Origin of the sequence: Streptomyces sp. NPDC015171 (assembly GCF_043079545.1) — a bacterium.
In the GTDB taxonomy this organism is placed as follows: Bacteria; Actinomycetota; Actinomycetes; order Streptomycetales; family Streptomycetaceae; genus Streptomyces.
The window spans coordinates 352,137-373,212 of the sequence record NZ_JBIBUO010000006.1; the positions used below are offsets into that span (position 1 = coordinate 352,137).

Here is a 21,076-nt window from a genome sequence, read left to right on the forward strand (position 1 = left end):
CGGTGTGGTCAACTCTCTCTTGACCAACGCGCTTCTGCTCCGCTGGTCACGGGGTGGGGGCGTACAGGCATATGCGTACGCCGGTCGCCTGCCCGCGCGCCGCCCGTGGTCATAGACTGGTGCGCTGCCCGTCCACCCCCCGCCCGAGAGGCCCGATCCCGCCCATGAAGCTGGTCTTCGCCGGTACCCCCGAGGTCGCCGTTCCCGCCCTGGACGCTCTGCTCGCCTCCGGGCGGCACGAGGTGGCCGCCGTCGTCACGCGGCCCGACGCGCCGGCCGGGCGCGGGCGCAGGCTGGTCGCGTCACCCGTGGCCGAGCGGGCGGAGGAGGCCGGGATCGAGGTGCTCAAGCCCCTCAAGCCCCGGGACCCGGAGTTCCTCGGGCGGCTGGCGGAGATCGCCCCGGACTGCTGCCCCGTCGTCGCCTACGGCGCCCTGCTGCCCAGGGCCGCCCTGGACATCCCGGCCCACGGCTGGGTCAATCTGCACTTCTCGCTGCTGCCCGCCTGGCGCGGCGCGGCGCCCGTGCAGCACGCCGTCATGGCGGGCGACGAGATCACCGGCGCGTCCACCTTCCTCATCGAGGAGGGCCTCGACTCCGGGCCGGTGTACGGCACGGTGACCGAGCGGGTCCGCCCCACCGACACCAGCGGCGACCTGCTCACCCGGCTCGCGTTCGCGGGTGCCGGACTGCTCGCCGCGACCATGGACGGCATCGCGGACGGCACCCTGAAGGCCGTACCGCAGCCCGCCGACGGCATCACCCTCGCGCCGAAGATCACCGTCGAGGACGCCCAGGTGGACTGGGCGGCGCCCGCGCTGCGCGTCGACCGGATCGTGCGCGGCTGCACTCCGGCGCCCGGCGCCTGGACCACCTTCCGCGGCGAGCGGCTCAAGCTCGTCCAGGTGACGCCGGTGCCCGAGCGGACGGAGCTCGCGCCCGGCCGGCTCGCCGTGGGCAAGAACAGCGTCCACGTGGGCACCGGTTCCCACGCCGTCGAGCTGATCTGGGTGCAGGCCCAGGGCAAGAAGCCGATGCGGGCGGCCGACTGGGCGCGCGGGGCGCGCATCGCCGAGGGCGAGAGCCTGGGCGGCTGAGCCCCGGGCGGCGGTCGCGGGGGTTCGCCGACGTACGCTGGAGGCGCATCCTCTTCTTCACACCCGGAGCACCTTTTTCGTGAGCGAGCAGTCCCGGCGGCCGCGCAGGCCCGCCAAGCCCTACCGCCGTCCCCAGAAGGACCCCGTCCGCATCCTGGCCTTCGAGGCACTGCGCGCGGTCGACGAGCGGGACGCCTACGCCAACCTCGTGCTGCCGCCGCTGCTGCGCAAGGCCCGGGAGAAGGAGGGGCCGGAGAAGTTCGACGCCCGGGACGCCGCGCTCGCCACCGAGCTGGTGTACGGCACGCTGCGCCGGCAGGGCACCTACGACGCCGTCATCGCCGCCTGTGTCGACCGCCCGCTGCGCGAGGTCGACCCGCCGGTGCTCGATGTGCTGAGCCTGGGCGTGCACCAGCTGCTCGGCACGCGGATCCCGACGCACGCCGCCGTCTCCGCCTCCGTGGAGCTGGCGCGGGTGGTGCTCGGTGACGGACGGGCCAAGTTCGTCAACGCCGTGCTCCGCAAGGTCGCGCAGGACGACCTCGCGGGCTGGACCGAGAAGGTCGCGCCGTCGTACGACGAGGACCCCGAGGACCATCTCGCCGTCGTGCACTCGCACCCCCGCTGGGTCGTCTCCGCGCTCTGGGACTCGCTCGGCGGCGGCCGGGCCGGCATCGAGGAACTGCTGGCGGCGGACAACGAGCGGCCCGAGGTGACGCTCGTCGCCCGGCCCGGCCGGGCCACGGCGCGGGAGCTGCTCCGCGAGGACGCCGCCGTACCCGGACGCTGGTCGCCGTACGCCGTGCGGCTCGCCGAGGGCGGCGAGCCGGGCGCGGTCGACGCCGTGCGCGAGGGGCGGGCCGGCGTGCAGGACGAGGGCAGCCAGCTGGTCGCCCTCGCGCTGGCGAACGCCCCGCTCGACGGGCCCGACGAGAAGTGGCTCGACGGGTGCGCGGGACCGGGCGGCAAGGCCGCGCTGCTGGCCGCGCTCGCCGCCGAGCGCGGGGCCGCGCTGCTCGCGGCGGAGAAGCAGCCGCACCGGGCCGGCCTGGTGGCCAAGGCCCTGCACGGCAACCCCGGTCCGTACCAGGTCGTGACCGCCGACGGGACCCGGCCGCCGTGGCGCCCCGGCACCTTCGACCGGGTGCTGATGGACGTGCCGTGCACCGGACTCGGCGCCCTGCGCCGGCGCCCCGAGGCCCGCTGGCGGCGCCGCCCCGAGGACCTGGACAACTTCGCGCCGCTCCAGCGCGGGCTGCTGCGCACCGCGCTCGACTCGGTCCGGGTCGGCGGCGTCGTCGGGTACGCGACCTGCTCCCCGCATCTCGCCGAGACCCGGGCGGTCGTCGCCGACGTGCTCAAGGAGCGGCCGGAGACCGAACTGATCGACGCCCGCCCGCTGCTGCCCGGCATGCCCGCGCTGGGCGACGGACCCGATGTGCAGCTGTGGCCGCATCTGCACGGCACGGACGCGATGTATCTGGCCCTGATCCGGCGCACCGGCTGACGGGGCGGGACGGGCGCGGCCGACGGGACGGATGCGGGCTACGGCGGTCACGGGGGGTCACGGGACGTCCGGCCAGCGGGATGAACGGCCTCGCCTGTGGACAGGTGCGAACATCAGTGCCCCGGGCATGGCAGGCTTGGGGCATGGCCGTGCAGATCAACCCCAGCATCCTGTCCGCCGACTTCGCGCGCCTCGCGGAGGAGGCCAAGGCGGTTCAAGGCGCCGACTGGCTCCATGTCGACGTCATGGACAACCACTTCGTCCCGAACCTCACGCTCGGCGTGCCGGTCGTGGAGTCCCTGGCCCGAGCGACGGACACCCCGCTGGACTGCCACCTGATGATCGATGACCCCGACCGGTGGGCGCCGCAGTACGTCGAGGCGGGGGCCTCGTCCGTCACCTTCCACGTAGAGGCGGCAGCCGCCCCGGTGCGGCTCGCGCGGGAGATCCGGGCCAAGGGCGCCCGCGCCTCGATGGCGCTCAAGCCGGCCACGCCGATCGAGCCGTACGAGGATCTGCTGCCGGAACTCGACATGCTGCTGATCATGACGGTCGAGCCGGGCTTCGGCGGCCAGGCGTTCCTCGACATCATGCTGCCGAAGATCCGCCGCACCCGTGAGCTGATCGGCAAGCACGGTCTGCAGCTCTGGCTGCAGGTCGACGGCGGGGTGTCGGCCTCGACGATCGAGCGGTGCGCGGAGGCGGGCGCGGACGTGTTCGTGGCGGGCTCCGCCGTCTACGGGGCCGAGGACCCGGCGGAGGCGGTGCGCGCCCTGCGGGCACAGGCGCAGGCGGCCACCGCCCAGGCATCCTGGGCATGCGACCACTGAGCCACGGCCAAGTGAACGCTTGAGAGAACGGCGCCCATCAGGGCGTATCAGTCGCGCCGAATCTGCAAGGATGAACGGCGAATCCAGAGTGTGAACAGCAGTGAGGAGATCGCCGTGTCGGGTATGTCGGCGGGCCGGTCAGCCATGCGGATGGGACCCGCTGAGCTGGTGCAGGCGGCGGCCATGGCCCGCCGCTTCTACCTCGAGGGCAAGTCCAAGATCCAGATCGCCGAGGAGTTCGGCGTCAGCCGCTTCAAGGTGGCCCGGGTCCTGGAGACCGCCCTCGAACGGGATCTCGTGCGCATCGAGATCCGTGTCCCGGCCGAACTGGACGCCGAGCGCTCGGACGCGCTCCGCGCCCGTTACGGCCTCAGGCACGCCGTCGTGGTCGAGTCCCCGGCCGAGGCCGAGGAGACCCCCGACCCCGAGAACCTCGGTGAGGTCGCGGCCGACCTGCTCGGCGAACTCGTCAACGAGGGCGACGTGCTGGGGCTGGCCTGGGGCCGGTCCACCATCCACATGGCCGCCGCGCTCGACAAGCTGCCGCCGTGCACGGTGGTGCAGCTGACGGGCGTGTACGACGCCGGGACCGCCGAGCGCGGCTCGGTGGAGGCCGTGCGCCGGGCCGCCCAGGTCTCCGGCGGTGACGCGCACCCCATCTACGCGCCGATGCTGCTGCCGGACGCGGCCACCGCCACGGCGCTGCGCCACCAGACCGGGATCGCCCGGGCCTTCGAGTACTTCGACAAGGTCACGGTCGCCTGTGTCTCCATCGGCTCCTGGGAGCCGGGCATCTCGACCGTGCACGACATGCTCAGCGACGAGGAGCGCGCGCACTACGCCTCGCTCGGTGTCGCCGCCGAGATGTCGGCGCACCTCTTCGACGCCGAGGGGCGCCGGATCGGACGGGACCTGGGGGAGCGGTGCATCACGGTCAAGACCGACCAGCTGCGCCGGATCCCGGAGGTCGTGGCGATCGCCGGCGGGCAGCGCAAGGCCTCCGCGATCGACGCGGTGCTGCGCTCCGGTCTCGTCACCAGCCTGGTGACCGACACCTCGGCCGCCGACTACCTGATGACGGCGGGCCCGACGCCCCGGCCGGCGCTCAGCCGGGCCGACCCCGACGGGGTCTGACCGCGGGTCGCGACATCGTCGTGACGGGACGGCCGTGGCAGCATCGGCGACATGCTGCTGCGGTTCGTCCCCCGTGCGCCCAGGTGGTCCCTCGGCCCTGCGTCCGGGTGGTCCCTGTCCCGAGCGCTCGCGGGAGTGCTGGTCTGTCTCTCCGTCCTGCTGACGGGATGCTCGTCGCCGTCCACCGGCACCGCGACCGCCCCGAGTGCCTCCGCCCCTGGGTGGGCCGCGGGGATGGCGACCGTCCGCGCGTCCCGGCTGCCCGCCGAGGCGCGCGGGACGCTCGGCCTCATCGACCGGGGCGGCCCGTTCCCGTACTCGAAGGACGGGGCCGTGTTCGGGAACTTCGAGGGGCATCTCCCCGAGCACCGGCGGGGCTACTACCACGAGTACACCGTGCGGACCCCCGGCTCAGCCGACCGGGGGGCCCGGCGCATCGTCACCGGACAGGGTGGCGAGATCTACTACACCGATGATCACTACGAGTCGTTCCGGGCGGTGCTGAGATGACGCGAGAGCTGGGCGGCCGGTACACGGTCACCCTGGACCTGCACGGAGTCACGGGCAAGGCGGGGCTGATGGACCGCGTCGCCCGGGCCCTGGCGCTGCCCGACTGGTTCGGCCGGAACTGGGACGCGCTGGTCGACTCCCTGTCCGATCACACGGTCTGGCCCGAGGGCGCCGTGGAACAGGGGCTGCTGATCGTCGTCCGGGGCTGGCGGCCGTACGCCGACGCGGAGCCCCAGGAGTGGCGGACCGCCGAGGACGTGTTCGCCGAGGCGGTGGACCGCACCCCCGCCCTCACCGTCGTCCTCGCCCTTGGAGGAACCTCCTAGGGCCCCCGCGACCAGCCTGGATGTTCTGTGAGGGCGTAGCCGCGGTCTCGTCATGGGAGAATGAAGTACGTGCTCTTTCCCCCTGGCACACCTGTCCGGGGGCCGCCTCTGATCGACTGGGATGTGCAGCACGTGCGTTTCCTCAATGACATCCAGCCCGCGTACGACCTGACGTACGACGACGTGTTCATGGTGCCGAGCCGCTCAGCGGTCGGTTCGCGTCAGGGCGTGGACCTCGGCTCGCCGGACGGCACGGGCACCACCATCCCGCTCGTCGTCGCCAACATGACCGCCGTCGCCGGCCGCCGCATGGCCGAGACGATGGCCCGCCGCGGCGGCCTCGTGGTCATCCCGCAGGACATTCCGATCGACGTCGTCACCGACGTGATCTCCTGGGTGAAGAGCCGCCATCTGGTGCTGGACACCCCGATCGTGCTGGCTCCGCACCAGACCGTCGCCGACGCCCTGGCGCTGCTGCCCAAGCGCGCGCACAACGCCGGTGTGGTCGTGGACGAGAACCTGCGGCCCGTCGGTGTCGTCACCGACGCCGACCTGTCCGGCGTCGACCGCTTCACCCAGCTCGAAGTGGTCATGTCCAAGGACCTGCTCCTGCTGGACGCCGACATCGACCCGCGCGAGGCGTTCAACACCCTCGACCAGCACAACCGGCGCTACGCGCCCGCCGTCGACAAGGACGGCAAGCTGGCCGGCATCCTCACCCGCAAGGGCGCGCTGCGCGCCACGCTGTACACCCCGGCGGTCGACGCCCAGGGCAAGCTGCGGATCGCCGCCGCCGTCGGCATCAACGGCGATGTGGCGGGCAAGGCCAAGCAGCTGCTCGACGCGGGCGTGGACACGCTCGTCATCGACACCGCGCACGGCCACCAGGAGTCGATGATCAGCGCCGTCCGGGTGGTGCGCGCGCTCGACCCGCAGGTGCCGATCGTCGCCGGCAACATCGTCTCCGCCGAGGGTGTGAAGGACCTGATCGACGCCGGCGCGGACATCATCAAGGTCGGTGTCGGCCCGGGCGCCATGTGCACCACCCGCATGATGACCGGTGTGGGCCGTCCGCAGTTCTCCGCGGTCCTGGAGTGCGCCGCCGAGGCGAAGAAGTACGGCAAGCACGTGTGGGCCGACGGCGGCGTCCGGCACCCGCGCGACGTCGCCATGGCGCTCGCCGCCGGCGCGTCCAACGTGATGGTCGGCTCCTGGTTCGCGGGCACCTTCGAGTCCCCGGGCGACCTCCAGCAGGACGCGAACGGCCGTCTGTACAAGGAGTCCTTCGGCATGGCCTCCGCGCGTGCCGTGGCCAACCGCACGTCGGACGAGTCGGCGTACGACCGGGCCCGCAAGGCGCTGTTCGAGGAGGGCATCTCCACCTCCCGGATGTTCCTCGACCCGGCCCGCCCGGGTGTCGAGGACCTGGTCGACTCGGTCATCGCGGGCGTCCGCTCCTCCTGCACCTACGCGGGCGCCGGCTCGCTGGAGGAGTTCGCCGAGAAGGCCATCGTCGGCATCCAGAGCGCCGCCGGCTACGCCGAGGGCAAGCCGCTGCACGCCAGCTGGAGCTGACCGCGCCTCCCTTCCGCACGGCCCCCGCCGATCCCGCTCCCGGGAACGGCGGGGGCCGTCGGCGTACCCGGTGGCCCGCCGCCGCGGACCCGGTCGGCGGGCCTTCACGCGTGGCTCCTACACCTTTCTCGCCGGGAGCTCGTCCAGGGGCGTCCCCGCGGCTCCCGTGCAACGGTCGACAGCCCGTGTGCAACGATTTGTCATTCGGGGCCGATGAACGCAATGATCATGCGGGGATGCGCAAGGTTGCTGCATTACGCCCGTGAAGGTATGCCTCGTAGGGTGCTGCGCTAGTACGTGGTGTGGCGGGGACCCCGCTCGGTGGGTCCCTGCTCTCGCAGGCCCCATCGGTCCCCCTCCAGGAGGCCGGCGGCATGCCGGTCCGCACCCGCAACCGACCGGCAGCGATAAGGAGCCCACGCGTGCTCGACCAAGGCGCACCACCGCACAAGCAGATATCGGCCGCCCCCGCGTCCCCGGGCGTCGCCGCGCGCCTGATGCGTCGCAAGCCCGTGGAACACCTGGTCGCCGAGGGCGGCCAGGGTGAGGGAGGGCAGCTGCGGCGCTCCCTGGGGCTGTGGCAGCTGACCATGATCAGCATCGGTGCCACCCTCGGCACCGGCATCTTCGTCGTCCTCGGCGACGCCGTCCCCGAGGCCGGTCCCGCGGTCACCCTGGCCTTCGTCATCGCCGGCCTCACGGCGCTGTTCTCGGCCCTCTCGTACGCCGAGCTGGCGGGCAGCATCCCCGTCGCCGGCTCCTCCTACTCGTATGCGTACGCAACGCTGGGCGAGCTGGTCGCCTGGGTCTGCGGCTGGTGCCTGGTGCTGGAGTACGGCGTGTCGGTGGCCGCCGTCGCCGTCGGCTGGGGCGAGTACCTGAACGAGCTGCTCGACGGCACCATCGGGGTCACCATCCCCGCCGCGCTGTCCTCGGCGCCGGGCGAGGGCAACGGGATCATCAACCTGCCCGCCCTGATCGTCGTCCTCCTGGCGATGGTGTTCCTGCTGGGCGGCGCGCGGGAGTCCGCCCGCGCCAACACGATCATGGTCTGTGTGAAGATCGCCGCCCTGGTGCTGTTCTGCACGATCGGTTTCATGGGCTTCAAGTCCGGCAACTACGCCGACTTCATGCCGCTCGGCATGACCGGGGTCAGCGCCGCCGGTGCCACGCTGTTCTTCTCCTACATCGGCTTCGACGCCGCCTCCACGGCCGGCGAGGAGGCGAAGGACCCCAAGCGGGACCTGCCGCGGGCGATCATGTTGTCCCTGATCATCGTGACCGCGCTGTACGTGCTCGTCGCGGGTGTCGCCGTGGGCGCCTGGAACTGGAAGAAGTTCGACGGTTCGGAGGCGACCCTCGCCGCGATCATGAACGATGTCAGCGGCCAGACCTTCTGGGGCACCCTGCTCGCGCTGGGCGCGGTCATCTCGATCGCGAGCGTCGTGCTCACCGTGCTCTACGGCCAGACCCGCGTCCTCTTCGCGATGGCCCGCGACGGCCTGGTGCCGAAGGCGCTCGGCAAGGTCCACGCGAAGAGCGGTGCTCCCCGTCTCAACACGGTGATCGTGTCCCTCTTCTGCGGTGTGCTCGCCGCCCTCATCCCGCTGGGCAAGCTCGTCGACGCCACCAGCATCGGCACGCTGTTCGCCTTCGGCCTGGTCAACATCGCGGTCGTGGTCCTGCGCTACCGGCGGCCCGAGCTGGAGCGCACGTTCAGGGTGCCGTTCGGCCCGGTCCTGCCGGTGCTGGGCTTCCTGTTCTGCGCGTACAACATGTTCAGTCTCGACACCGTCACCTGGGTCGTCTTCGGATGCTGGATGGCCGCCGGGCTCGTGTTCTACTTCGTGTACGGCTATCGCCGTTCCCGTCTCGCCACCGCCGAGGACGTCGTGGTGACGGCAGAGAAGTGACCGAACCGAAGAAGTGAACCACCTGCTGTGCTGAACGATCTCGACGAACGCATCGTGCACGCCCTCGCCGAGGACGCCCGCCGCTCCTACGCGGACATCGGGCAGCTGATCGGACTGTCCGCGCCCGCGGTGAAGCGGCGCGTGGACCGGTTGCGGGCCACCGGAGCCATCACCGGATTCACCGTCCGGGTGGATCCGGCGGCGCTCGGCTGGGAGACCGAGGGCTACATCGAGATCTACTGCCGGAGCAACACCTCTCCGGAGACCATCCAGCGGGGCCTGGAGCGCTACCAGGAGGTCGTGGCCGCGTCGACCGTCACCGGCGACGCGGACGCGATCGCCCAGGTCTTCGCCTCCGACATGCGCCACTTCGAGCGGGTCCTGGAACGCATCGCCGGTGAGCCGTTCGTGGAGCGGACCAAGTCGGTGCTGGTGCTGTCGCCGCTGCTGCGCCGCTTCTCCTCGGGGGCGCCGGGGTAGCGGGCGGGCCCGGGGCGCCCGGCCGCGGCGCCCCCGAGCGCTATTCCGCCGTCTTCCGCGCGAGCGGGTTGTTCCCTATCGAGTTGTGCACGCTGAAGCTCACCGCGTCCGAGCGGTAGCGGTCGTCCGACCACTCCACGGGACGGCCCTCGGGCGTCGTGGTCACCCGGCGGACCCTCAGCAGCGGACTCGTCCGGCGCACCCCGAGCAGCTCCGCGTCCTGCGCGCCCGCCGCCACCGCGTCGATGATGTGCTCGCCGTAGGCGAAGACCAGGCCCGTGTCGTCGTAGAGGCGCTGGGTGACGGACGGGCACTCCGGCTCGATGGCCGCCACCGCCGGGGAGATCCACTCGGCGTACACCGTGCGCTCCAGCAGCACCGGCTCGCCGTCCAGGCCGCGGACCCGCAGCACGTGCAACACCGGTGATCCGGTGGTCAGTTGGAGGCGTACCGCGTCCTCCGCCGTCGCCGGGCGGTACTCCTGGGACACCACATGGCCGGTGGCCGCACGGCCCATCGCGCGGGCCCACTGGGCGAAGCTGCGCAGTTCGGCGAAGCTCTGGCTGCGACGGCTGGCGAGCACGACCCGGCGGGCCCCCTGGCGGGAGCCGATGAGACCCTCGGCGGTCAGCGCCGCGACGGCCTGCCGGACCGTCCCGCGGGAGACGCCGTAGTGCGCGGCGAGTTCCGACTCCGAGGGCAGCCGGCTGCCGACCGTGTACTCCTCGCGGTCGATCGCGCCCCGCAGCTCGTCGGCGATCTCCTCGTGTCGTGCCGTCATGCTTCCCCTCTGCGTAGGCCGCTGTGCACAGCGTGACCAGCGTAATCGACGCCGCAGGGTGATCCGTGTCAACCGGAAGTGTGCAGGGAAATACGGGTCGCTGTTTCGACGGTGTTCATGAACAGGACACCAGCGCCGGGCGTACTGAGGCCAACTTGTTCAGACAAGTTCTCCGCACTTCCACCCCTGCACCGTGCGTACCCCTGGAGAGACCGTGATCGTGTCCCTGCCGAGAACCGCCGTCCTCGGCGGTTCCCTCGCCGTCGTCGCCGCGCTCGCGCTGAGCGCCTGCGGCGCCGCCCCCGACGACGCGTCCGCCACCAAGAACGGCAAGAACGCCGCCACCGCCGCCTCCGCGGCCGACTTCGGCGGCATGGACGCCCTGGTCGAGGCGGCCAAGAAGGAGGGCACGCTGCACGCCATCGCCCTCCCGCGCGACTGGGCCAACTACGGCGCCCTCATCGACGGGTTCCAGAAGAAGTACGGCATCAAGGTCGAGGTGGAGAGCCCCGACGGCACCAGCCAGGACGAGATCAACGCCGTCACCTCCCGCAAGGGCCAGGACCGCGCCCCCGACGTCCTGGACCTCGGCAGCTCCTTCGCGCTCAGCGCCGCCCAGCAGGGCCTGCTCGCGCCCTACAAGGTGGCCTCCTTCAACGACATCCCGCAGAGCCAGAAGGACCCGAAGGCCCGCTGGTTCAACGACTACGGCGGCTACGTCTCCATCGGCTGCGACGCCAAGCGCGTCAAGGAGTGCCCGACCTCCTTCAAGGACCTCCTCAAGCCCCGGTACAAGGGCCAGGTCGCCCTCAACGGCAACCCCACCAAGTCCGGCTCCGCCTTCGGCGGCGTCTACGCGGCGGCCCTCGCGGGCGGCGGCTCCTTCGACGACATCCAGCCCGGCCTCGACTTCTTCGCCAAGCTGAAGAAGAACGGCAACTACACCCCCGTCGAGTCCACCCCGGCCACCGTCGAGAAGGGCGAGACCCCGATCTCGATCGACTGGGACTACCTGAACGCCGGCTACGCCGACGAGTTCAAGTCCAAGGGCGTCGACTGGAAGGTCGCCATCCCGGAGGACGGCAAGTACGCCCAGTACTACTCCCAGGCCGTCAACAAGGACGCCCCGCACCCGGCCGCCGCCCGGCTGTGGCAGGAGTACCTGTACAGCACCGAGGGCCAGAACCTGTGGCTCAAGGGCTACGCGCGCCCGGCCCTGATGACCGCCATGGACTCGGCCGGCACCCTCGACAAGGCGGCCGCCGCCAAGCTCCCGAAGGTCACCGGCATGCCCGCCTTCCCCACCGAGGACCAGCAGAGCAAGGCCAAGACGGTCCTCGCGCAGGGCTGGGGGAAGGCCGTCTCCGGATGACCGCCGCTCTTCCGCGCGCGGACGTGGCGCCCGTCGCTTCGGCGAAGCGGCGGCGCCGCGCCCCCGGCTGGCTGGCCGTGGTGCCGCTGCTGGTGTTCACGGCGATCGCCTTCGGGCTGCCCGCCGTGGCCATCGTGGACGGCGCCTTCACGGCCAAGGACGCCACCACGGGCGCCACCGCCTACACCGGCGCCAATCTGACGGCCTCGCTCCAGGGGCCGTACCTCACCGCGCTGCTCGGCAGCGTCAAGCTGTCCGCCGTCTCCGCCGCCCTCGGCGCCCTGCTCGGGCTGCCGCTCGCGCAGGCCGTGGTCAGCTCCCGCTCCCGCGCGCTGCGCGAGGCCGTGCTGACCGCCTCCGGCGTGCTCGCCAACTTCGGCGGCGTGCCGCTGGCCTTCGCCTTCGTCGCCACCCTCGGCAACGCGGGCGTCCTCACCCTGCACCTGGGCCTGAAGGACAGCGGCTTCGACCTCTACAGCTTCTGGGGTCTGGTCCTCGTCTACCTCTACTTCCTGATCCCGCTCATGGTGCTCACCATCACCCCGGCGCTGGACGGCCTGCGCTCCCAGTGGCGGGAGGCCGCGCTGAACAACGGCGCCACCGGCGTGCAGTACTGGCGGCACGTGGCGCTGCCCGTGCTCGCGCCCTCCCTGCTCGGCGGTGTGGTGCTGCTCTTCGGCAGCGCCTTCGCCGCCTACGCCACCGCCGCCGCCATGGTCGGCAGCTCCGTTCCGCTGGTCACCCTGCAGATCGCCGACGCCCTGTCCGGCAACGTGCTGGTCGGCCAGGAGAACGTCGCCCTCGCCCTCAGCCTGGACATGGTCCTCGTCGCGGGCCTGGTCATGGCCGTGTACCTGCCCCTGCAACGCCGGAGCGCCCGATGGCTCGACGCCTGACCCCCTGGCGGTGGGCCGTCCTCGGCCTCGCCGCCGTGTACTTCCTGGTGCCGCTCGCCGCGTCCGTGATCTTCACCGTCGACGTGCCCGGCCACGGCATCACCTTCGACGCCTACACGAAGATCCTGTCCACCGAGGGCTTCGCCACCAGCCTGACGCTCTCGCTCGAACTGGCCGTGGCGACGATCGCGGTCGTGCTGCTGCTGATGGTGCCGGCCGTGGTCGCGCTGCGGCTCGGCGCCGCCCGGCTGCGTCCGGTGGTGGAGGTGGTCTGCTCGCTGCCGCTGGTGGTACCGCCGATCGCCTTCGTCGCCGGTATCGTCACCGTGCTGAAGTGGGGTCCGGAGCACCTGTCCCGGACCCCGCTGTTCCAGACGTTCGTGGCGATCCAGGACGAGGACTTCCCCGTCGTGCTGGTCCTCGCCTACGTCGTGATGGCCCTGCCCTTCGTCTACCGCGCCCTCGACGCGGGCCTGCGCGCCATCGATGTGCGCACCCTCGTCGAGGCCGCCCGCAGCTGCGGCGCCTCCTGGCCGCAGGCCCTGGTCCGGGCCGTGCTGCCGAATCTGCGCGGGGCGCTGCTGAACGCGGCCTTCCTGACCCTCGCGCTGGTGCTCGGCGAGTTCACCGTCGCCCAGCTGCTCGGCTTCCGGCCCTTCGCCGTGTGGATCTACAACATCGGCGGCTCGCAGGCCCAGATGTCCGTCGCCGTCTCCGTGCTCAGCCTGCTCGTCACCTGGGCCCTGCTCCTCGCGCTCGCCGGTGCCGGCGGCCGCACCCGAACCGCTTCCTCCCGGGGATGACACCATGACCGCCACCACCCTTGAGAAGGCCACTCGCGAAAAGGCCGCGACCGTCGAATTCCGCTCGCTGCGGCGGGAGTTCGGCACGACCGTCGCACTCGACGGACTCGACCTGACCGTGAGGCCGGGGGAGTTCCTCGCGCTGCTCGGCCCGTCCGGCTGCGGCAAGACCACCGCGCTGCGCATGCTCGCCGGGTTCGAACACCCCGACTCCGGCGCGGTGCTGGTGGACGGCGAGGACGTCACCCGCGTCCCGGCCCACCGCCGCGACGCCGGGATGGTCTTCCAGTCGTACAGCCTCTTCCCGCATCTGAACGCCGTCGACAACGTCGCCTTCGGGCTGCGCATGCGCCGGGTCCGGGCGGCCGAGCGCCGCTCCCGGGCCGCCGAGTTGCTGGACCTGGTCGGTCTCGGCGACAAGGGGGAGAGCTATCCGCACCAGCTCTCCGGCGGCCAGCAGCAGCGCATCGCGCTGGCCCGCGCCCTCGCCCTGCGCCCGCGCGTCCTCCTGCTCGACGAGCCGCTGTCCGCGCTGGACGCCAAGGTCCGCCTCAGCCTGCGCGAGGAGATCCGCCGCCTCCAGCAGGAACTGGGCATCACCACCCTGTTCGTGACCCATGACCAGGAGGAGGCGCTGTCGGTCGCCGACCGGGTCGCCGTGATGCGCGCGGGCCGCCTGGAACAGTGCGCCGGACCCGCCGAGCTGTACGGCCGTCCCGCCACCGCGTTCGTCGCCGAGTTCGTCGGCACCATGAGCCGGATCCCCGGCGAGCTGACGGACGGCACCGTCGCGGTCCTCGGGCAGCGGCTGCCGGCCGACGGCGAGCTGCGGGACGGTGCCGTGGACGTGCTGGTGCGGCCGGAGGCCGTCCGCCTGCACGCCGACGAGCAGGGCGGCGCCCGGGTGGTCGCCACCTCCTTCCTCGGCGCGGTCGTCCGGGTCACCGTACGGCTCGCCGACGGCACCGAGGCCAAGGCCGACCTGCCCGCCCACGAGGCCACCGGACTCGGTGCCGGAGCCGCCGTCAGCGTGTCGCTGCCCGAGCGGCCGGTGCTGGTGGCCGAACGTATCCAGAAGTGAGGAAAGACTCCGACGTGACCCCCCACAGCCGACGGGCGACCCCCCACGCCCCCGACCTCACCCCCCGCCCCCTCCAGGCCGTCCTGTTCGACATGGACGGCACGCTCGTGGACACCGAGCGGCTCTGGTGGGAGGCCGTCGAGCAGGTCGCCGGGCGGCCGCTGACCGAGGCCGACCAGCCGGACGTGCTCGGCCGCCCGGTCGAGCACACCGCCGCCTGGCTCGGCGCGGCCACCGGACGCCCGGCCGGGGAACTCGCCGCCGGCCTGCACCACGAGTTCGCCGAGCGCGTGCGCACCGGCATCGTGCCCCGCCCCGGCGCCCTTGAACTGCTGGACGCGCTCGCCGCGGCCGGCGTCCCCACCGCCCTGGTCACCGCCTCCCCGCGCGCGGTCGCCGACGTCGTCCTCGACGCCCTCGGCGCCGCCCGGTTCGCGGCCTCCGTCACCGCCGACGACACCGAGCGCACCAAGCCGGCCCCCGACCCCTACCTCGCCGCCTGCCACGCCCTCGGCGTCGAACCGGCGGCCTGCGTGGCCGTCGAGGACACCGAGACCGGCGTGGCCTCCGCCGAGGCCGCCGGGTGCGCCGTGCTCGCCGTACCCTCCCTCGCCCCGATCGGTGCCGCGCCCGGCCGGACCGTACGGGACAGCCTGGTCGGGGTCACCCCGGACGGGCTGAGCCGGATGGTCGCGCCCGGACTGCGCGTCATGAGCTGGAACCTGTGGCTCGGCGGCAGCGAGGTCGACGACCACCGGGCCAAGCAGCTCAAGGTGATCCTGGAGAGCGGCGCCGACGTCGTCGGGCTCCAGGAGACCGCGGGCAGCGCGGCACCGGAACTGGCCGAGGCACTCGGCTGGCACCACCACCGGGCGGGCGAGAACCTCGGCCTGCTCAGCCGCCATCCGATCACCGCCCGGTTCGGCGGTCCGGACGTCGGCTTCTACGGCGCGGCGGGCATCCGGATCGCGGTGGCCCCGGGGCGCGAGGTCGACGTGTGGACCGCGCATCTGCACTACACGCCGTACGGCCCCTACGAGTCCGCCTTCGACGGGCTCCCTGCGGACGAGCTGATCGCGCACGAGGAGGTGCGGCTCGCACAGCTGCGGGACGCGCTGGACCGGATCGCCGAGGCCGGGCGCGACGACGTGCCGGTGGTGCTCGTCGGCGACTTCAACTGCCCCTCGCACCTGGACCGGCCCGACGTCGAGTGGCCGGTGACGAAGGCGGCCGAGGAGGCCGGGCTGCGCGACTCCTACCGGGAGGTCCACCCCGACCCGGCCGCCATGCCCGGGCACACGTGGTCGCCGGTCCACCCGGTGCACGAGGACGGCAGCGGACGGCCCGAGCCGCAGGACCGGATCGACTATGTGCTGCACCGCGGCCTGACCGCGCGCGACGCGCGGACCCTCGTCACCGGCACCCCGCGCCCCTGGCCGGACGTGGCGGGCAACGACTGGCCCTCCGACCACGCCGCGGTGGTCACCACCTTCGCCCTGCCCACCGGGTGACTCGGGGTTACCGCAGGTCACCATTGCGGTGCGGGGTGACCGTCCCGTAAGTTGTCCCGCACTTTGTACTGACAGGTAACACCGGCAGGTACCCCATGCGCTGGCCCCTCGGCCGTCCCACCACCGTCCGGGCGCGGATCGTGGCCCTCGCGCTCGCCCCGGCGGTCGCCCTGATGGCGCTGTGGAGCTTCGCCATGGTGTCCGTCACCGCCGAACTGCGCGCGCTGGTCCGGGTCCAGGGGGTGTACGAGGAATTCGGCACCCCCGTGGACACCGCGATCGGGCAGATCCAGATCGAGCGCCGGATGTCCGCCGCCTATCTGGGCGCAGGCGCCGACCCGGCCGCCGCCGGGGGCCTGCTGGGGCAGCAGCGCCGCACCGACCGGGCCGTCGACGCCATGCGGCTGGCGATCCGGGACGGCGACCGGGACCGGCTCACCCAGCGGCAGCGGCAGGCCCTGGACGCCATGGTCGCCGCGACGGGCAGGCTGGAGGGGCTGCGCTCGCGCGTGCTGTCCCGGGACATCTCCTGGGACCGGGCCGTCGCCGAGTACAGCACGCTCGTGGAGCCCGGCTTCGACATCCAGTCCACGCTCACCGCGCTCCAGGCCGGGCAGCTCGCCCGCGAGGCGCAGGTCGTCGTCGAACTGGTCCGGGTGCGCGAGTTCGTCTCCCGGGAGGACGCCCTGGTCGCCGGGGCGCGGGCGGCCGGCCGGCTGAGCGACCGCCAGTACGACACCCTCACCGCGACCATCGAGGACCGGCGTGTCTTCGAGCGGACCTACATACCCGACCTGCCCGCCGACTCGCGCGCCCTGTTCGAGGAGTTCCAGCGTGCGGACGTGCACCGCTCGCTGGTGCGGGGCGAGGACGCGCTGCTGCGGGCCGGGGCGTCCGGCGCCGGCGAGGCCGTCGCGGCGGACACCTGGCGCTCGACCTCCGACCGGGCCGTCAAGCGCTACATGCGGCTGTGCACCCGCGCCGCCGAGAACTCCGCGACGCGCGGGCGGGCCTTCGGCTACCGCGAGCTGACCAAGGCCGCCGTCGTCGGAGCGGTCGGGCTGGCCGCGGTCGCCCTTTCGCTGTGGTTCGCGGTGCGCGGCGCCCGGCGCATCTCGCGCCGCCTGGAGATCCTGCGGGACGCCGCCGACGTCCTGGCCGGGGAGCAACTGCCGGACGTCATGCGGCGGCTGAGCGCGGGCGAGGACGTGGACGCGGTGGCCGAGGCGCCGCCGCTCGCCGCCGACGAGGTGCGCGACGACGAGATCGGGCAGGTCGGCCGGTCCTTCAACACCGCGCGGCTGGCCGCCGTGGAGGCCGCGGTCCAGCAGGCGCGGCTGCGCGCGGGGCAGTTCGCCGTGCTGCTCACCATCGCGCGCCGCAACCAGGCGCTGGTGCACCGGCAGCTGAAGCTCGTCGACACGCTGGAGCGGCGCACCGACGACCCCGACGTGCTGCGCGAGCTGTTCCGCATCGACCATCTGACCACCCGGATGCGCCGGCACGCCGAGAGCCTGATCATCCTCTCCGGCGCCGTGCCCGGCCGCCGCTGGCGCAGGCCGGTGCCGGTCGCTGACGTCGTCGCCTCGGCCGTCGGCGAGATCGAGGACTACGCGCGCGTGGTCGTGCCGCCGATGCCGGAGGCGGGGGTGGCGGCGGACGCGGTCGCCGACGTCATCCATCTGATCGCCGAACTCCTGGAGAACGCCACGGCGTTCTCGCCGCCGCACACCCAGGTCACGCTGCGCTCCGGGCCGGTCGGCAGCGGCTTCGTGCTGGAGATCGACGACCGCGGCCTCGGTCTCGACGCCGAGGCGCGCGACGGAGCCCAGCGCACGCTCACCGACCCCGACGCCTTCGACCCCACCCGGCACGACCGGCTCGGACTGTACGTGGTCGGCCGCCTCGCCGCCCGGCACGGCATCGAGGTGACCCTCCGGGACTCCCCGTACGGGGGGACGACGGCGGTGGTGCGGCTTCCCCCGGCGGTACTGGCCGAGGCGGAGCCGACGCGCACGGCCGGCGGCGTACGGCACGATGCGGCCCCCGGGAACCCGGAACCGGCCGAGCCCGCCGGCACCGTACGGGCCCTGCCGTCCCGCGTCCGGCCCGCCCCGGCGCCGGACGGCACCACGGCCCGGGCCGCGGACAAGGCCCCAGCGGGCCCCGCACCCGCCCTCCCCACCCGTACCCGCCAGGCCTCTCTCGTCCCCGAGCTGCGGGGTGATCCGCCCTCGCGGGAGGGCGGGGAAGGGCGTGAGGTCGATGCCGAGGAGATGCGCGCGATCTTCGGTGCCTTCCAGCGAGGCACGGACCGCGGCCGCAAGGGGCTGCCCGCACAGGGTGACGCCCGTGCCGTGCGCGGCGCTGACACAGGTGCCGACGCGGACACCGCGCGCACCCCAGCCGACGAAGGGACGGACACCGATGACACACGGTGACGAGCAGACCCCGGAGCAGCCCGCAGCACCCGCCGGAGCGCCCGGTACGGACCTCGGCTGGCTGCTGGACGACCTCGTGGCCCGCACCGACCACGTCCGCCAGGCCGTGCTGCTGACCGCCGACGGCCTCGCGCTCAGCAGCTCGGACGGCATGCGCCGGCGGGACATCGAGCACCTGGCCGCGGTCTGCTCCGGCTTCCACGGCCTGGCCAGGTCGGCGGGGGAGCGGTTCGCCGCGGGAGAGGTGCGGCAGACCATGGTGATGCTGGACGAGGCGTACCTCTTCATCACGCCGGCCGGCCACGGCAGCCGGCTCGCCGTGCTCAGCGAGGCGGGAACCGACGTCGGCCAGCTCGCCCACGAGATGGCCCTGCTCGTCCGGCGCCTCGGCCGCCACCTGGACGCCGCCGTCCGCTCCACCCCGTGATCCCACGGTGAGCGACGAGCACTGGTACGAGGAGGAGACCGGGGCGCTGGTGCGCCCCTACACGGTGACCCGGGGGCGTACCCGGCCCGAGGGGCGGCACACCGTCGATCTGCTGTCCCGCGTCACCGCGCTGGACAGCGACGCTCCTGCCGCCCCCCTCGACCACGCCCGGACCTCCCTCCTCGAGCTGATCCGGCGCGGGCCCCGTCCCGTGGTCGAACTGGCCGCGGACGCCGACCTGCCGCTGACCGTCGTACGTGTCCTCCTCGGCGACCTGGCCGAGGAGGGCCTCATCCGGGTGGACCCGCCCCGCCGCCCGCCCGTCGGCGGCCCGACCGCCGACCCCGCCCTGCTGAAGGAGATCGCGGCACGCCTCCGGGAGATCTGACGAACGGCCCCGAGGGACCGGGTGAACGGCCCTGAGAGGTCCGGTGAACGGCCCTGGGAGGTTCGGTGAGCTGCTCGCCCTGAGGGGTCTAAGCGGCCCTGGGAGGTTCGGTGAGCTGCCCTGAGGGGTCTGGTGGGCGGCCCTGGGCGGTTCGGTGAGCTGCCCTGAGGGGTCTGGTGAGCCGCCCTGGGAGGTTCAGTGAGCTGCCCTGAGGGGTCGTCTGGTGAGCAGCCCTGAGGGGCGTCCCGGCGGCCCGGCGGCCCCCGCGGCCCGGCTCCCCGGCGGTCCAGCGCCTCGGCGGCCCGGCGGCACGGCGGCCCGGCCCCCGGCGCCCCCGCGGTCCAGCCCCCGGCGCCCCGGCGGTCCAGCGCCCGGCGCCTCGGCGGTCCAGCGCCCGGCGCCTCGGCGGCCCGGCCCCCGGCGCCGCCGCGGTCCAGCCCTCGGCTCCCCGGCGGTCCAGCGCCCGGCGCCCCGGCGGCCCGGCGGTCCAGCGCCTCGGCGGCCCGGCGGTCCAGCGGCCCGGCCCCCGGCGCCCCCGCGGTCCAGCCCTCGGCTCCCCCGCGGTCCAGCCCTCGGCTCCCCGGCGGTCCAGCGCCCGGCGCCCCGGCGGCCCGGCGGCCCGGCGGTCCAGCGCCCCAGCGGCCCGGCGGTCCAGCCCCCGGCGCCCCGGCGGTCCAGGGTCGGCCCCAGGGCCCCAGGGCCCCAGGGCCCCGGCGGTCCAGCGCCCCCGTGGCACGGCGGCCCAGCGCCCCGGTGCCCCACCGCCCCGGTGCCCCACTGCCCGGCGCCCCGGCGCCCCGGCGCCCCACTGCCCGGCGCCCCGGCGCCCCACTGCCCGGCGCCCCGGCGGCCCGGCGGCCCCCGGGGAACCCGCGGCCCCCGGGGATCCGGCGGCCTCCGGGGGATCCGGGCGGGCAGCCGCCGGGAGGCCGGGAAACCCGGTCGGGGGCGGGCGGAAGGGGTGGCTGGTGTAGGGGCGGCAGGCGGCAGGCGCCCAGGCGGGGCGGGGTGCCCGTGGCCGGGGTGCGCAACGAATCGCCGTCCGACCCCCGTGCCACGCAACGAACCGCGCACTGGCGCGCAACGGCTCCTTCTTGTCCGGTCGAGCGCACCGACCGTACGGTCTATTCGGCCCCCCAACCCCCCGTTCCGGTGAGGATCCCGCATGCGCACAGCCTTGCTCCAGAGCTCCGGCCGCCCCGGCTCGATCGTCGAGAACCTCAAGGTCCTCGACGAGGCCGCGGGCCGGGCCGCCGCCGCGGGCGCCGGGCTGCTGGCCGCGCCGGAGATGTTCCTCACCGGGTACGCGATCGGCGACGACATCGCCCGCCTCGCCGAGCCCGCCGACGGCGACTCCGCCGACGCGGTCGCCGAGATCGCCACCCGGCACGGCCTGGCCCTCGCCTACGGCTACCCGGAGCGCGACGGCGAGACCGTCTACAACTCCGTCCAGCTGATCTCCGCCGACGGCACCCGGCTCGCGAACTACCGCAAGACCCACCTCTTCGGCTGCTTCGAGCGCGACCACTTCACCCCGGGCGAGCGGCAGGTCGTCCAGGCCGAGCTGAACGGCCTCACCGTGGGCCTGCTGATCTGCTACGACGTCGAGTTCCCGGAGAACGTCCGCGCCCACGCCCTGGCCGGCACCGACCTCCTCGTGGTGCCGACCGCGCAGATGCACCCCTTCCAGTTCGTCGCCGAGTCGATGATCCCGGTGCGCGCCTTCGAGAACCAGATGTACGTCGCCTACGTCAACCGGGTCGGCCAGGAGGGCGAGTTCGAGTTCGTCGGGCTGTCCGTGCTCGCCGGCCCCGACGGGGTCGCCCGCACCCGGGCCGGCCGCGCCGAGCAGCTGGTGCTCGCCGACGCCGACCCCGCCTTCCTGGCCGCCTCCCGGGAGAACAACCCGTACCTCGCGGACCGCCGCCCCGGTCTGTACGGCTCCCTCGTCTGAGCCGCCCCCAGCGCTTCCCCCTGTTTCACCACGCAAGGAGTCCGTACCCC

The 21,076-nt window shown here is 73.6% G+C and carries 19 protein-coding genes; 18 read left to right on the forward strand and 1 reads right to left on the reverse strand.

Annotated elements, in window-relative coordinates:
• Positions 1 to 164: 164 nt before the first annotated feature.
• The 9 genes from fmt (at position 165) to ACF073_RS19615 (ending at position 9,372) form a co-directional block, all read left to right on the forward strand.
• Positions 165 to 1,097, forward strand: coding sequence for a methionyl-tRNA formyltransferase (gene fmt, locus ACF073_RS19575; RefSeq protein ID WP_392071551.1), 933 nt, complete (start codon positions 165 to 167; stop codon positions 1,095 to 1,097).
• A 79-nt stretch (positions 1,098 to 1,176) separates the two neighbouring features.
• Complete coding sequence (locus ACF073_RS19580; RefSeq protein ID WP_392071553.1) at positions 1,177 to 2,604, forward strand: RsmB/NOP family class I SAM-dependent RNA methyltransferase; 1,428 nt, start codon at positions 1,177 to 1,179, stop codon at positions 2,602 to 2,604.
• Between the two features lie 143 nt (positions 2,605 to 2,747).
• A complete protein-coding gene (gene rpe / locus ACF073_RS19585) occupies positions 2,748 to 3,434 on the forward strand; it encodes a ribulose-phosphate 3-epimerase (RefSeq protein WP_392071555.1) in 687 nt (228 codons plus the stop codon).
• 90 nt (positions 3,435 to 3,524) lie between these two features.
• Entirely contained in the window at positions 3,525 to 4,568 is a 1,044-nt protein-coding gene (locus ACF073_RS19590) for a sugar-binding transcriptional regulator (protein WP_392071557.1), read from the forward strand.
• 51 nt (positions 4,569 to 4,619) lie between these two features.
• A complete protein-coding gene (locus ACF073_RS19595; protein WP_392071559.1) occupies positions 4,620 to 5,078 on the forward strand; it encodes a ribonuclease domain-containing protein in 459 nt (152 codons plus the stop codon).
• A complete protein-coding gene (locus ACF073_RS19600; protein WP_392071561.1) occupies positions 5,075 to 5,404 on the forward strand; it encodes a barstar family protein in 330 nt (109 codons plus the stop codon). Before ACF073_RS19595 ends, ACF073_RS19600 begins: the two co-directional genes overlap by 4 nt.
• A gap of 132 nt (positions 5,405 to 5,536) precedes the next feature.
• Positions 5,537 to 6,979 carry a GuaB1 family IMP dehydrogenase-related protein gene (locus tag ACF073_RS19605; RefSeq protein WP_392071563.1) on the forward strand — a complete coding sequence of 481 codons (1,443 nt, stop codon included), beginning with the start codon at positions 5,537 to 5,539 and terminating at the stop codon, positions 6,977 to 6,979.
• Between the two features lie 422 nt (positions 6,980 to 7,401).
• Positions 7,402 to 8,892 (forward strand): amino acid permease, encoded by a 1,491-nt coding sequence (locus tag ACF073_RS19610; RefSeq protein WP_392071565.1) that lies wholly within the window; start codon positions 7,402 to 7,404, stop codon positions 8,890 to 8,892.
• A 27-nt stretch (positions 8,893 to 8,919) separates the two neighbouring features.
• The gene (locus ACF073_RS19615; protein WP_030620185.1) at positions 8,920 to 9,372 is read left to right on the forward strand and encodes an Lrp/AsnC family transcriptional regulator; all 453 of its coding nucleotides are present in this window, start codon (positions 8,920 to 8,922) and stop codon (positions 9,370 to 9,372) included.
• Between the two features lie 40 nt (positions 9,373 to 9,412).
• Here ACF073_RS19615 and ACF073_RS19620 read toward each other — a convergent pair whose 3' ends face one another.
• The gene (locus ACF073_RS19620) at positions 9,413 to 10,153 is read right to left on the reverse strand and encodes a GntR family transcriptional regulator (protein WP_392071567.1); all 741 of its coding nucleotides are present in this window, start codon (positions 10,151 to 10,153) and stop codon (positions 9,413 to 9,415) included.
• A gap of 214 nt (positions 10,154 to 10,367) precedes the next feature.
• Here ACF073_RS19620 and ACF073_RS19625 point away from each other — a divergent pair, with 214 nt between their 5' ends.
• From ACF073_RS19625 to ACF073_RS19665, 9 genes are all read left to right on the forward strand, one after another.
• Positions 10,368 to 11,525 carry an ABC transporter substrate-binding protein gene (locus ACF073_RS19625; RefSeq protein ID WP_392071753.1) on the forward strand — a complete coding sequence of 386 codons (1,158 nt, stop codon included), beginning with the start codon at positions 10,368 to 10,370 and terminating at the stop codon, positions 11,523 to 11,525.
• Positions 11,522 to 12,421, forward strand: coding sequence for an ABC transporter permease (locus tag ACF073_RS19630; protein ID WP_392071569.1), 900 nt, complete (start codon positions 11,522 to 11,524; stop codon positions 12,419 to 12,421). Before ACF073_RS19625 ends, ACF073_RS19630 begins: the two co-directional genes overlap by 4 nt.
• A complete protein-coding gene (locus ACF073_RS19635; protein ID WP_392071571.1) occupies positions 12,406 to 13,224 on the forward strand; it encodes an ABC transporter permease in 819 nt (272 codons plus the stop codon). The genes ACF073_RS19630 and ACF073_RS19635 overlap by 16 nt, the downstream gene beginning before the upstream one ends.
• 4 nt (positions 13,225 to 13,228) lie before the next feature.
• The gene (locus tag ACF073_RS19640) at positions 13,229 to 14,305 is read left to right on the forward strand and encodes an ABC transporter ATP-binding protein (RefSeq protein WP_392071573.1); all 1,077 of its coding nucleotides are present in this window, start codon (positions 13,229 to 13,231) and stop codon (positions 14,303 to 14,305) included.
• 14 nt (positions 14,306 to 14,319) lie between these two features.
• Positions 14,320 to 15,816, forward strand: a complete 1,497-nt coding sequence (locus tag ACF073_RS19645) for an HAD-IA family hydrolase (protein ID WP_392071575.1) — start codon at positions 14,320 to 14,322, stop codon at positions 15,814 to 15,816.
• A 95-nt stretch (positions 15,817 to 15,911) separates the two neighbouring features.
• Complete coding sequence (locus ACF073_RS19650; protein WP_392071577.1) at positions 15,912 to 18,257, forward strand: nitrate- and nitrite sensing domain-containing protein; 2,346 nt, start codon at positions 15,912 to 15,914, stop codon at positions 18,255 to 18,257.
• Complete coding sequence (locus ACF073_RS19655; RefSeq protein ID WP_392071578.1) at positions 18,244 to 18,684, forward strand: roadblock/LC7 domain-containing protein; 441 nt, start codon at positions 18,244 to 18,246, stop codon at positions 18,682 to 18,684. The genes ACF073_RS19650 and ACF073_RS19655 overlap by 14 nt, the downstream gene beginning before the upstream one ends.
• A gap of 7 nt (positions 18,685 to 18,691) precedes the next feature.
• Positions 18,692 to 19,072, forward strand: coding sequence for a DUF742 domain-containing protein (locus ACF073_RS19660; RefSeq protein ID WP_392071581.1), 381 nt, complete (start codon positions 18,692 to 18,694; stop codon positions 19,070 to 19,072).
• A 1,165-nt stretch (positions 19,073 to 20,237) separates the two neighbouring features.
• Entirely contained in the window at positions 20,238 to 21,026 is a 789-nt protein-coding gene (locus ACF073_RS19665) for a carbon-nitrogen hydrolase family protein (RefSeq protein ID WP_392071583.1), read from the forward strand.
• The last annotated feature ends 50 nt before the right edge of the window (positions 21,027 to 21,076 follow it).